The organism is Acinetobacter sp. SH20PTE14, assembly GCF_021391555.1.
Taxonomy (GTDB): domain Bacteria; phylum Pseudomonadota; class Gammaproteobacteria; order Pseudomonadales; family Moraxellaceae; genus Acinetobacter; species Acinetobacter amyesii.
Genome location: NZ_CP090067.1, coordinates 2,420,553 through 2,434,054, shown reverse-complemented (window position 1 = coordinate 2,434,054; position 13,502 = coordinate 2,420,553). Strand labels below are relative to the sequence as shown.

The 13,502-nt window shown below is 40.1% G+C and carries 10 protein-coding genes; 9 read left to right on the top strand and 1 reads right to left on the bottom strand.

Features of this window, described 5'->3' with window-relative positions; translation table 11 throughout:
* The first annotated feature begins 146 nt into the window (after nucleotides 1-146).
* From LXF01_RS12000 to LXF01_RS11980, 5 genes are all read left to right on the top strand, one after another.
* Nucleotides 147-1,649 (top strand): AAA family ATPase, encoded by a 1,503-nt coding sequence (locus LXF01_RS12000; RefSeq protein ID WP_233944421.1) that lies wholly within the window; start codon nucleotides 147-149, stop codon nucleotides 1,647-1,649.
* A complete protein-coding gene (locus LXF01_RS11995; protein WP_233944420.1) occupies nucleotides 1,637-3,073 on the top strand; it encodes a VWA domain-containing protein in 1,437 nt (478 codons plus the stop codon). Before LXF01_RS12000 ends, LXF01_RS11995 begins: the two co-directional genes overlap by 13 nt.
* A 241-nt stretch (nucleotides 3,074-3,314) precedes the next feature.
* On the top strand, nucleotides 3,315-4,271 hold the full coding sequence (locus LXF01_RS11990) for a metal-dependent hydrolase (protein ID WP_233944419.1): 957 nt from the start codon (nucleotides 3,315-3,317) through the stop codon (nucleotides 4,269-4,271).
* Between the two features lie 12 nt (nucleotides 4,272-4,283).
* Nucleotides 4,284-5,150, top strand: coding sequence for an SDR family NAD(P)-dependent oxidoreductase (locus LXF01_RS11985; protein ID WP_111884406.1), 867 nt, complete (start codon nucleotides 4,284-4,286; stop codon nucleotides 5,148-5,150).
* Nucleotides 5,147-6,787 (top strand): flavin-containing monooxygenase, encoded by a 1,641-nt coding sequence (locus LXF01_RS11980; protein ID WP_442781341.1) that lies wholly within the window; start codon nucleotides 5,147-5,149, stop codon nucleotides 6,785-6,787. Before LXF01_RS11985 ends, LXF01_RS11980 begins: the two co-directional genes overlap by 4 nt.
* A 333-nt stretch (nucleotides 6,788-7,120) precedes the next feature.
* Here the strand turns inward: LXF01_RS11980 and gltA are convergent, their stop codons facing one another.
* On the bottom strand, nucleotides 7,121-8,398 hold the full coding sequence (gene gltA / locus LXF01_RS11975; RefSeq protein WP_078189909.1) for a citrate synthase: 1,278 nt from the start codon (nucleotides 8,396-8,398) through the stop codon (nucleotides 7,121-7,123).
* Between the two features lie 1,027 nt (nucleotides 8,399-9,425).
* On the opposite strand from gltA, the gene sdhC reads away from it, so the two are divergent.
* From sdhC to LXF01_RS11955, 4 genes are read left to right on the top strand one after another with little or no spacing between them, the layout of a single operon-like run.
* Nucleotides 9,426-9,824 carry a succinate dehydrogenase, cytochrome b556 subunit gene (gene sdhC, locus LXF01_RS11970; protein ID WP_078192993.1) on the top strand — a complete coding sequence of 133 codons (399 nt, stop codon included), beginning with the start codon at nucleotides 9,426-9,428 and terminating at the stop codon, nucleotides 9,822-9,824.
* Nucleotides 9,824-10,189, top strand: a complete 366-nt coding sequence (gene sdhD / locus LXF01_RS11965; protein WP_078189907.1) for a succinate dehydrogenase, hydrophobic membrane anchor protein — start codon at nucleotides 9,824-9,826, stop codon at nucleotides 10,187-10,189. The genes sdhC and sdhD overlap by 1 nt, the downstream gene beginning before the upstream one ends.
* Nucleotides 10,190-10,201: 12 nt before the next feature.
* On the top strand, nucleotides 10,202-12,100 hold the full coding sequence (sdhA, locus tag LXF01_RS11960; protein ID WP_078192991.1) for a succinate dehydrogenase flavoprotein subunit: 1,899 nt from the start codon (nucleotides 10,202-10,204) through the stop codon (nucleotides 12,098-12,100).
* 14 nt (nucleotides 12,101-12,114) lie between these two features.
* Nucleotides 12,115-12,822, top strand: a complete 708-nt coding sequence (locus tag LXF01_RS11955; RefSeq protein WP_078189905.1) for a succinate dehydrogenase iron-sulfur subunit — start codon at nucleotides 12,115-12,117, stop codon at nucleotides 12,820-12,822.
* Nucleotides 12,823-13,502 lie beyond the last annotated feature (680 nt).

The window sequence follows — 13,502 nt, the reverse complement described above, 5'->3', positions numbered from 1 at the left end:
TCCAAAGGGATGTGTAGTTTTACTATAACCTGAAAATACAATATCACGCTGTTGCGCTGTATTTAAAAAGCGATATTTTTGCATCTGCTACAGCGAAAAATCGGTTAGGGCGTTACAATTTAGTTTTCGGTCAAACAGATAATCAGATGCAAGCAAGGATCAATACTTTAATTTCTGAAATCAGCAAAAATATGTATGAACGTGAGCAGATTATTGCATTGAGTTTGCTGGCTGGTGTTGCGGGCATGAATACCTTTTTATATGGTTTGCCCGGCACAGCAAAAAGTTTGATTTCGCGTCGAATCGCGTCTGCTTTTGAAGTCCATGACTATTTTGAATACTTGATGAATCGTTTCAGTACACCGGAAGAAATTTTTGGACCGGTATCGATCAAAGCTTTAAAAGAAGATCAATATATTCGTAAAACAGAACATTATTTACCACGGGCAGATTTTGCTTTTTTAGATGAAATTTGGAAAGCCAGTCCAGCGATTTTAAATACTTTACTGACCTTGGTGAATGAGCGGAGTTTTAAAAATGGTGACATTGTCCAAAAAGTTCCATTGAATGTTTTGGTTAGTGCATCGAATGAAATTCCCGAACCGAATCAAGGTTTAGATGCCTTGTATGATCGTTTTATTTTGCGCTTAGAAGTGCCGCCGATTGCTGTTGCAGAAAACTTTCATGCACTATTACAGGCCAAGCCGAGTCAAGTCAGTGTTGAGTTTGATACGACCTTAAAAATAAAAAAAGCGGAGTTGCAAGATTGGCGGGAACAGATTTATCAGGTGGATTTACCCGAATCGATTTTAAATCTGTTTGATCAACTTAAAAATCGACTCAATCATAACTTTGAAGATCATGTGGTCTATGTCTCTGACCGTCGTTGGCAGCGTGTGGCTTATTTAGTCAAAGCCTGTGCATTTTTAAATGATCGTCCATCGGTGATTTTGAGTGATCTATTAATTTTAAAACATTGCTTATGGAATCAGCCTGAAGACATTGCCTTTGTTTCGCAGCAGATAGATGAAGTATTAGCTGAAAATGGCTTAAATTACGGGTTGCAGTTTGAACAGCATGTGGCAGAGAAGGATGCACTTGAACAGCGGGTGCTCAATCATTTTTATTATACCGATGATGTGTATGAGAGTTATTTAATTCATGGCATTGACTACTTGCGTGCAGTGACCAATCTAGATCGACACTATAAAGATAAAGTGTTGTATCTCGAACTAGATAAAATGGATACGAAAAAGGACTTCTTTGCCTTAGATGATACGGGTGAAGAAGTGCGTGGAATCGTGTGTAATTTTAATGGTTCAAGAGTGTGTACTTTAAAAGGTGGCTATTACGGCTTAGAAGAAGTGGTGACGCCGTATATAAAACATACCAAAGGCAGTCCACGTAGCGCACTTTCAGCACAAAGCCAATATGAGCTATTACACGAAGTTCAACAGATCAAAGCACATTTTCAAACAGAATTGGATCTGTTAATGGAACGCTTTAACGGCCAAAAGCATCAGTTTAAATCGGTCTTTGTCGCTGAACTGGATATTCAACAATTAATTCAATCTATTGAGCAGCAATTGGCACGATATCAGTTGCAATTGCAAGATTGTGAGCGTCTGGAACAGTTATGTCGCAATTAAAACCGACACGACAACAAACCCAATCGGCACTCGATGAATTAAGTTCACAACTTTATGATGAATTAAAACAATCCAGTTTAAAACATTGGTTGGATGATCATAAAGTTGCAAAAAAGCTCGATCAAAAAATTCAGGAATGGGCCTTTCAGGCAAAGTCGAGTTTAGATCAGCAGCATCCCTATGGGGTGGCGCAGCAGCAATTGGAACATTGGCTTGCGATAAAGCATTGGGAACAGGGCGATTTTGTTCAATTCCACACTGAATATGCCGCCTTCATGCAAACCTTGGGGATTCCAGAATTCACTGAAATGTGGCAACAGAGCCAACAGTCGTTGCTGACCGAGCAACAGCGTCAATTACACATTGAGCTATTCAAAGGTAAATGGCAGCGCAAATTGACTGAAGCTATTGCGTATTGGGAGTTTGAGCAACTCCGTTTACAACGAGATGCCTTTTTAGATGAAATCAAAGATTTTCTTGCGACATTGTCGAAAATGGTCAAGCACCATGACAGTGTCGGGTTTGAAACTGGGATTTTTCTGGACTATTCCAAAGGGCAATTAACTGAGCATGATGTACAGAACTTTGAGCAATGGGCGAATTATCTCGAGCAAGATCGGGCGCTTAAACGCCTATGTCAAATGATTGGAAGCGCACAGCCGAGTATGCCACGTAAGCGGATTTCTGCTCAGTTAGAACAAGAACCACAGCAGCTTATTCACACCCCGATGGCGCAAGAGGAAATTACAGGAATTAAATTGGCACAAGAACTCAGTATGGCTTTACCTAGCGAGTTGGCGCTATTAGCCGATCCAGACTTGCAGGTTTTATTTGATTTGAAATATTTAGAATCTAACTTGATGAGTTTTAATCGACAAGGTCAGCAACAGGGACGGGTGATCGAAGACCCACGCCATACACAGCGTCGAGTCGGACAAAAAGGCCCGATGATTGTCTGCTTAGATACCAGTGGCTCAATGAATGGACAACCTGAACTGATTTCCAAAGCGATTTGTCTATATTTATCGATTCGAGCGCTAAAAGAAAAGCGAGCGATGTATTTGGTAAATTTCTCGACCAATTTAACCGCGCTGAATTTACACTGTAACAGCGCTTTGGATGATGTCATTCACTTTTTAGGGCAGTCATTTCATGGGGGAACAGATATTATCCCTGCGATGAATCATGCCGTGGACATGCTGAAACAACCGAATTTTGTACATGCCGATGTGGTAGTGATTTCCGACTTTATTATGGGTCAACTGACTGAAGAACTCATGCAAGAGATCACACATTTTAAGCAGCAGGGCAATGGATTCTATGCTGTGGCTATCGGTAATTTTAAACTAGATCATTTAGATGACAGCCTGTTTGATCATCAATGGGTCTATCAATCTGTGACTGGCGAAGTGCAAAAAATCTAATAATCGTCCCTCACAAAAAAATACGCCATGACCTTTAATGACAAGCTTTTGAGCCATGCAGCATTGATGTTTTAAAGATTGTCTGACAAAGAAAATATTTGAGCATTTTTGCAAATCTAGAGGTCGGTTTTGCTAATGGCCTAGTGATCTATCTCACTTAATTTGATCCTCAATCTATGTGTTTTTACTTTAATCGACATGAAGTCAATGAACGGTAAACACCCAAATTGAGAGCAAAATCATGAGCGCTTTTCAACCGATAAAAAAAACTTTAGCACGCGTATTTGCAGGCCCTGTCTTTGACCCAACAAAACAGTCTGCCGTTGTACCTATTCGTCATATGAAATTTGATTTCGAACCAGAAAAAATTGATCCAAAATTTTATATGAATGCAGAATTGGCCAGTGCCTATTTTGCATCTTTATCTATTTTCTTAACCCGTGGCGAAGATTTGGTGATTGATACTGCTCGATATCATCGCGACTTTATTCAAGATCCTGTATTAAGACAACGTGTCACGTCGTTGATTGGGCAAGAGGCTATTCATTCACGTATGCATGAAGAAATGAATGAAGCGTATCGCGCAAGAAATCTGCCTGTGCAATTTTTTAGAAAGTTAGAACACTACGTCTTTGCCTATGGTTTTGAACGTATGCCACAGCCAATGAAGTTATCCTTAATGGCAGCAATTGAGCATTTCACCGCAGTGCTTGCGGAATACATGATGAATCATGAAGAAATCTTTTTTGATTCAATAGATGAAAAGCAGCGCGCTATTTGGATGTGGCATATGTTGGAAGAGTCTGAACACAAAGACATTGCCTATGATGTTTATCAAGAATTATCAGGTAATTATGCTTTACGTATTGCTGGCTTTTTCCCTGCATTAATTACCATTTTGGGTTTGATTTCAATTGGTGCATCGATTGTCCCTTTCTACAGAAAGCCATCAAATTTGATTAGCCTAAGCTACTGGAAAGATGTTCCGCGCAGTTTCCAACTGATTTTTGGCTTAAAAGATGGTGTTTATGGCAGCAGCCTCGGGCATATTTTTGATTATTTACGACCAAGTTTTCACCCAAATGATCATGACACTTCTGCATTTCTTGAATATTACAAAAAGCGTTTGCTGAACCCCGTTGATGGTGTGTTGACACCTTATTTTGTCAAAGAATTTACCCCAGCATTAAAACGATAAAAGGACACAACCATGGGTCTATTTGGAAAAAAGAATAAGCCAAGTGAAAACGCCTACGCGGTGGTTACTGGTGCAGGCAGTGGTATAGGAAGAAGCTTTGCTTTGGAGTTGGCACGTCGTGGTGGGACAGTGGTCTGTGCCGATATTCATCTAGAAGCAGCGCAAGAAACGGTTGATCAAATTCAATCCATGACCTCATCAAATGCTTATGCAGTGCAGTGTGATGTAGGTAAAGCTGAAGAAGTAAAAGCACTGTCAGAGCAAGCCGAGCAGTTGATGGGACATGCTGTGACCTTAGTGATCAACAATGCAGGTGTCGGGTTGGGTGGTAAATTTGATGAGCTGAGTTTAGACGACTGGCAGTGGTGCATGCATGTCAATTTGTGGGGTGTGGTGCATGGCTGCCATTATTTTGTACCCAAGTTGAAACAAAATAAGCAGGGGGGCGCGATTATTAATGTTGCTTCTGCTGCGGCATATACCGCAGCACCAGAAATGACAGCATATAACGTGACGAAGTCGAGTGTGTTGGCATTGTCTGAAACTTTATCGGCAGAGCTCAGATCGGCAAATATCCGTGTGAATGTACTATGCCCAACTTTGGTGCCGACCAATATCATGAAAAATGGACGCTTGCCCAATCGATATTCAGGCTTAGCTGATCAACTGCTGATGAATCATGCATTTACGACGAGCCACGATGTCGTCGATTTGACATTGAATAATTTAGATGCAGGGAAGTTGTATACCATTCCGCAACCTGATGCCAAATTATTTTGGTGGTTAAAGCGTCTATCCCCGCAAACCTATACCCGCTTATTGGGGGTGGGTTATCCCTTATTTAACAACTATATTAAAAAGTCGGGAGCAAAAGCATGAATATGCCGACACAATTACATGACGAAGATGTAAAAGCATTAGATCAAGAGAAAACTCAAACTAAAAAGGCAACAACGCAAACTAATGCACGTCGTCCTGTAACGTCTTCTGCCAAAGCAAAAAAAGCAGTACAAGACCAATCAGAGCTAGAGCCTAGCCTAGAAAAACCAAGCGTAGAAAATCAAGTGCGTGTCTACGATACCATCGTGATTGGTGCGGGGATATCAGGTTTAGCTGCTGCTCATCAAATGAATGGACGGGGTTATACCGATTATGTGGTTTTAGAAAAAGCCAATCGCGTGGGAGGAACATGGCGCGACAACACCTATCCAGGTTGTGGATGTGATGTTCCTTCGGCGTTGTATTCTTTTTCATTTGCGCCGAGTCATAAATGGAGTCATTTATTTGCCAAGCAACCTGAGATTCTGAACTACTTAGAGGATGTGGCAGAGCAGCATGGGCTTTATCATAACATTCAGTTCAACTGTGAATTGATTGCAGCGGAATGGAATGAGGAATTAAAGCAATGGCAATTGGAGACGAGCAAAGGTAAGTATGCGGCGAGAACGGTAATTTTTTCCACTGGGCCGATTACTGAACCTCAAATTCCAAAAATTAAAGGTATTGAAAGCTTTGAAGGTGAAATGTTCCATTCTGCGCGATGGAACCATGCCTATGACTTAAAAGATAAACGTATTGCGGTGATTGGTACGGGGGCATCTGCGATTCAGTTTATTCCTCAGATTCAACCTATTGCCAAAAATGTGGTGGTGTTTCAACGTACCGCACCATGGGTATTGCCAAAAGCAGATTTGCCACTGAATGACCGTGCGAAAGGCATCATTACCCGCTTTCCAACAGTACAAGAAACTTGGCGCAAAAGTGTGGCCGGTATATTAAATGGTATAAATTTAGGACTACGTAATCCTTCGCTTTTAGAGCCTGTGAATTATTTGGGTCGTCAGTTGTTAAAAACACAAATTCAAGATGCTGAATTACGTGAAAAAGTTACACCAAACTTTTCTATTGGTTGTAAGCGTCTTTTATTTGCCAATAACTATTATCCTGCTTTGCAGCAAGCCAATGTCGAACTTGTACCACATGGTTTAGTTGAAATAGAAGGTAATACTGTTATTGCTGCAAATGGTGAACGTCATGAAGTCGATGTCATTATTTGGGGTACGGGTTTTGAAGTTTCTCATCCGCCGATTGGACAACGTGTAAAAAATGCCAAAGGGGAGTTATTGTCAGAACTTTGGAAAAACAGCTCTCCTGAAGCGTTTTTGGGTACCAGTATCGCGCAAGTACCTAATGCCTTCTTGGTGCTCGGGCCAAATATTTTGGTTTATGACTCATTCATTGGGATTGCAGAAGCACAGGTTGGGTATATCGTCGATGCTTTGGTAAAAATGAAACAAGAGAAGATACAACGGCTTGAAATTAAGCCAAATGTATTGGCCTATCACAATGCAAAAGTACAGACGCATTTACAGACCACAGTCTTTAATAGTGGCGGCTGTAAGAGCTATTACTTAGATGCCAATGGACGTAATTTTGCAGCTTGGCCGTGGTCACTGAAACAGTTAAAGCAGCGTCTAAAACAGGTGGACTTGACAGACTATGAGACGGTTGCTTAGAGAAGGTTGCTTAATAAAAGTTACTTAACTTAATAAGCTAAAATAAAGCATCATCAATATTTAAGCCTTTTGTTTACAGCCTAATTTCTACGTGGAATTAGGCTTTTTTTATGACGCTATCTGATGAAACAGTGTGAGACTTTCTAGAAAATGGCGATTTAAAATACACTCAGCAATAAACAGCATACTTTATAGTTTGTGATGCATCGTTTTATCTAATGATTGAGTTTAAAAATCAGTCAGATGGGTCTTTTTTAAAGTGCAAAATAAATCTAGCTGCATAAAAAAACCGCCCCAAAGGGACGGTTTTTAGATTCGCACAATTCTTTCGAATTAACGACCTTGGATATCGCGTTGAGTTTCGCCAGTGTAAAGTTGACGAGGACGACCGATTTTGTAAGGTGCGCTGTGCATTTCTAACCAGTGGCTAATCCAACCAACAGTACGTGCAAGAGCGAAGATTACGGTAAACATTTCTGTTGGGATACCAATCGCTTTAAGGATGATACCTGAGTAGAAGTCTACGTTAGGGTATAGGTTACGTTTGATGAAGTATTCGTCAGAAAGCGCAATACGTTCAAGTTCCATAGCCAAAGCAAGTTGTGGATCGTTGATACCAAGTGCAGTTAACACTTCGTCACAAGTTTCTTTCATTACTTTCGCACGTGGATCGAAGTTTTTGTAAACTCGGTGACCGAAGCCCATAAGTTTAACTTCTTTAGTTTTCACTTTTTCCATGAACGGAGCAACGTTTTCTACAGTGCCGATTTCGTCAAGCATCTTAAGAACAGCTTCGTTCGCGCCGCCGTGAGCAGGTCCCCATAGAGCCGCGATACCCGCAGCGATACATGCGTATGGGTTAGCGCCAGTAGAACCAGCAAGACGTACTGTAGAAGTAGACGCGTTTTGTTCGTGGTCAGCATGAAGCGTGAAGATACGGTCCATTGCTTTAGCAAGAATAGGGTCAACTTTGTAATCACGGTCTGCAGGAGTAGCAAACATCATGTACAAGAAGTTTTCTGCGTAGCTTAAGTCGTTACGTGGGTAAACGAATGGTTGGCCTACTGTGTATTTGTAAGTCCAAGCAGCTAAAGTAGGAACTTTAGCGATTAAGCGAATAGCAGTGATTTCGCGGTGGTCAATGTTTTCAACATCGAAACCGTTGTGATAGAACGCAGAAAGCGCACCAACAACACCACACATGATCGCCATAGGGTGAGCGTCACGACGGAAACCATTGAAGAAACGGCCAACTTGATCGTGAACCATAGTGTGGTTACGAACTTTAGCATCGAATTCTTGTTTTTGTTCAGCAGTAGGAAGCTCGCCGTTCAAAAGAAGGTAGCAAGTTTCTAAGTAGTCTGCTTTAGTAGCAAGCTGGTCGATTGGGTAGCCACGGTGTAGAAGAACACCTTTACCGCCGTCAATGAAAGTGATTTTAGATTCACAAGCAGCCGTTGAGACAAAACCAGGATCAAAAGTAAAGTGACCTGCGGCCAATACATCTTTAACGTCAATTACATCTGGGCCTAGAGTGCCACTGTAAATTGGTAAGTCAATTTCTTTGCCATCAAGCTGTAAAACGGCTTTTTTGCCAGTTGCTTCAGACATTCAATAGATCTCCTGTCCTGGTGAATGTTTTATCTGACTCAGTACTAATCTTTTAATGCGAGAATCAGACAGATCAAAAATTTGCTCTAAGATTAGAGGGAACTGAAATTTTGTCAATTATACTTATGGATATAAATTGAGGATCATTCCTTGAAATGAAGCACAATTCATCCGCTTAAAAAATGAGTAAAATCACAGTGCCGACGCAGTATAATAAGTCAAATTGCAGGGGAGGTGCAGATTAAAAAAAGCCTATTGCCTTAATTGTAAGCAATTTTTAATTCTTAAAAACTCTGAAACAAATATGAATTACAAGACCGCTATTTCATTAAATTATTATAATTTTCGTAACTTACACACATCTGTGGCTCTAAATTGCTTTTTTCTTATTCATAATTAAAACGACTTAATCGTACTTAAAAAAAAGTTCGTTTGGTTAAAAAATAGTTAATTAAACGCCTTTAAAAGCTTAGTAAATGATCATTTTTGTCATTGGAAAGGTAAAAAATGGCGTTTTATTAAACAGATTTGCTGTTGCTAAGATTTTTATGCACAGACTAAGTACTTATTTCGTTTCATGATCTTTGAGTTTTATTATTTGAGAAAATGATGCACATTTATTTTTATGATTATGGCTTGGCGAATGTGTTGGAAGATTTTAAAATGTAGTGGGAAAAGAAAGATTTAGATTTGTTCATCTTTAGTCTAAAAGTTTAAATCGCCATATACACACAAAAACAATAAGTGAGATTTACATTTAACTGATAAAAACCAACAACATAGTATGATTTTCTTAGATAAATAAGGTATTTGTTTTTAGAAAAGTTATTGTTAATGATTCTTATTTAAGGATATTTTGCAAAATTCCTAATTGTCTTCGTTTGTGTTTTGAAAGTTCACGTTTTATAATTCCCTGTCGTTTATAAGATCAGACAGCTGCAGAGTTTATTATATTGTAATGTCTGACTATGCTAGCTTTCCTACGAATTAATTCCAACAAACTCCGGATGGAGTTTTTACTTACAGGATGCCCGCTGTGAAAAGCAACAGACCTGTCAATTTGTCCATGGGTCAAGTTTTAGACGTAAACTTAAAATCCCCTGTGGCTATTGCATCAATTTTACACCGTCTATCAGGTGTTATCGTATTTTTACTCGTACCGGTCCTTCTTTGGATTTTAGACAAATCTTTATCTTCACCTGAAGGTTTTGCGCAAGTTCAAGCTGTATTTGATAGCTTTATTGTGCGTTTTGTCGTATGGGTATTTGTAGCCGGCTTAATTTATCACCTTATCGGTGGTATCAAGCATCTATTTGCAGATCTTGGCGTTGCTGAAGAACTTCAAAGTGGTCGTATCGCAGCTACTATTTCATTGATCTTGTCTGCAATCGGTATTGTTGCAGCATTTGTATGGATTGTTCTCTAATGAAAAGTGCTACAGGTTTAACAGGATCAGGTTCGCGCGATTGGTTTATCCAACGTGTAAGTGCCGTTGTATTGGCTGTTTATACTATTGTTGTGCTGGGCTGGATCCTTTGCAATAGCGGATTCACTTTTGAGCAATGGTATGGCTTTATGATGACAACACCAATGAAGATTTTATCTTTATTGTCTGTCTTATCTCTTGTTGCGCATGCTTGGATTGGTATGTGGCAAGTATTCACTGACTATGTGACTACTCGTCAAATGGGTCCTTCAGCAAACGGTCTGCGTTTAGTGCTGACTTCTGCAGTGATTGTTGCAGTATTTGCATACGCGATCTGGGCGATCCAGATTTTTTGGGCAAATTGATAGGAAAATATCATGGGCGCTATAACCCCTAAAGAAGATTACACAAATATTCCACACCTAACTTTCGATGCAGTCATCGTTGGTGGTGGTGGTTCAGGTATGCGTGCTTCTTACCAACTTGCTCAAGCTGGTTTGAAAGTTGCTGTACTGACTAAAGTATTCCCAACTCGTTCACACACTGTTGCAGCGCAGGGTGGTATTGGTGCATCTCTTGGTAACATGCAAGAAGATAACTGGCACTACCACTTCTACGATACAGTTAAAGGTTCTGACTGGTTAGGTGACCAAGACGCAATTGAGTTTATGACTCGTGAAGCGCCTCAAGTTGTATATGAGCTTGAACACCTAGGTATGCCATTTGACCGTAACGCTGACGGTACAATTTACCAACGTCCGTTTGGTGGTCATGCTGCGAACTATGGTGAAAAACCAGTTCCACGTGCATGTGCTGCTGCCGACCGTACAGGTCACGCTCTTCTTCATACGCTTTATCAAAGCAACGTGAAAATGGGTACTCAATTCTTCGTTGAATGGATCGCACTTGATTTGATCCGTAATGAAGAGGGTGATGTGCTTGGTGTGACAGCAATTGACCAAGAAACAGGTAAAATTGCAGTATTCCAAGGTAAAGCAACATTGTTCGCTACTGGTGGTGCTGGTCGTGTTTACCGTGCATCTACTAACGCTTATATTAATACTGGTGACGGTCTTGGTATGGCAGCTCGTGCAGGTATTCCATTACAAGATATGGAATTCTGGCAATTCCACCCAACAGGTGTTGCGGGCGCAGGCGTATTGTTGACAGAAGGTTGTCGTGGTGAAGGTGCGATCCTTCGTAACGATGCTGGTGAGCCGTTCATGGAACGTTATGCTCCGACACTGAAAGACTTGGCACCTCGTGACTTTGTATCACGTTCAATGGACCAAGAAATTAAAGAAGGTCGTGGCTGTGGTCCTAAGAAAGACTACATCTTGCTTGATATGACGCATCTTGGTGCTGAAACAATCATGAAACGTCTTCCATCTGTATTTGAGATTGGTAAGAAATTCGCGAACGTTGACATCACTAAAGAGCCAATTCCTGTAGTACCTACAATCCACTACCAAATGGGTGGTATTCCTACAAATATTCATGGTCAAGTGGTTGTTCCTGTATCTCGTGAAACTGAAGCTTTGGTTGCGAACTACAATAAAGAAACTGGTGTGTACTCACACAATGCGGGTGACCGTGATTTCACTAAACCAGTGAAAGGTTTCTATGCAATTGGTGAATGTTCATGTGTATCTGTACACGGCGCTAACCGTCTAGGTACAAACTCATTACTTGACTTGGTTGTATTTGGTAAAGCTGCTGGTGAACATATTGTTGACTATGTAACTAAACACCATGGTGATGAATATGCACCGCTTCCTACAACTGTTCTTGAAAAAACTTTGAATCGTGTTCGTCATCTTGATGAATCAACTTCTGGTGAAAATGCTCAAGAAGTTGCAGATGCAATCCGTGACATCGTTCAAGATCATGCTGGTGTATTCCGTACATCTGCACTTCTTGAAGAGGGTGTGAAACAGATTCTTGCGCTCGAACCACGTGTACGTAACATTCACTTGAAAGACAAATCTAAAGTATTTAACACAGCGCGTGTTGAAGCTCTAGAAGTTGAAAACCTGTATGAAGTTGCGAAAGCGACACTGATTTCTGCAGCTGCACGTAAAGAATGTCGTGGTGCGCATACAGTGGTAGATTTTGAATTACCACCTGATCATGCTGACTACCCATACGGTCGTCGTGATGATGAGTGGATGAAACACACTTTATGGTTCTCTGTAGATAACCGTCTTGAGTACAAACCAGTACGTTACAAGCCTTTATCTGTAGATGCTATTCCGCCTAAACCACGTACATTCTAATTGGGAGAAGTAAGATGAGTAGAGGTACTCGTACATTTAATATCTACCGCTACGATCCTGATAAGGATGCAGCTCCGTACATGCAAACTTTTAAACTAGAGTTGACTGATAAGCATCGTATGTTGCTTGATGCACTTCTAGCATTAAAAGTTCAAGACGAATCATTAACATTCCGTCGTTCATGTCGTGAAGGTATTTGTGGTTCTGATGGTGTAAACATTAATGGTAAAAATGGTTTGGCGTGTCTTTGGAACCTAAACGACTTACCAGAAGTGATCACAATTCGTCCACTTCCAGGTCTTCCAGTAATTAAAGATTTGGTTGTAGATATGAATCAGTTCTACGATCAGTACAATAAAATCCATCCGTTCCTAATCAACAATCAGCCTGCGCCTCCAAAAGAGCGTTTGCAGTCTCCTGAAGAACGTGAACATTTAGATGGTTTGTACGAATGTATTCTTTGTGCATGTTGTTCAACTTCATGTCCATCATTCTGGTGGAACCCAGACAAGTTCTTGGGTCCATCAGCATTGTTGAACGCATATCGCTTCATCATTGACTCTCGTGATACAGCAACTCAAGAACGTTTGGCTCGTCTTGACGACCCATTCTCATTGTTCCGTTGTAAAGGTATCATGAACTGTGTATCTGTATGTCCTAAGGGTCTTAACCCAACTAAAGCAATCGGTCACATCCGTAATATGCTTTTAGATCTAGGTTAATAGATTTAGCAGTAAAAAGAAGCGCACCATTGGGTGCGCTTTTTTTTGTCATATATAAAAGTGATGATAGTGAAAGTTATTCACTGTCATTGCTGACTGCTTTAAATGGATTTTATAAAAACGCAGTGAATTAAGGGTATAAAGCGATAGATAAATGGTTATTTATTGATGAAACGCTCGTTCAAGTCTGTCAAAAGGATTAGAAGATGTTATTATGTAACGTAGTAAAAAGAGAGAGGATAGGAATGTCAGCTCTCTTTTGTTTTTGTATATGAGATGAGGTAAAAATCGAACGTAGACTTTTGTCTTAATTGAAAGATCATTTTATATGTAGCACCATATCATAGATGAAAATACAAACAGTGTATTTCGCTAATTTATGAGAGGTATGTGTCAAAAAAATCAATTGAAAATGCTCGAACGTGTTAGCATTTAAAGCATCACTATATGTAAAAAATGACTTTGAATTAGGTACATTTTTTCTACAATTTAAGCGCTGTAGACGGTATATAAATGTTAATAAAGTCGCTTTAGAAAAGATAATGGTGCAAATTTTATTTTTTCTAAGACGATTTGCAAAAATTGCCCGATTTATGTCGGGTATTTCTCAATGAGTAATGATGCCGCTGAGGGCGTTATTGTTCATTAATCACATTGGGTAATCCTAATGTAGTGATAAC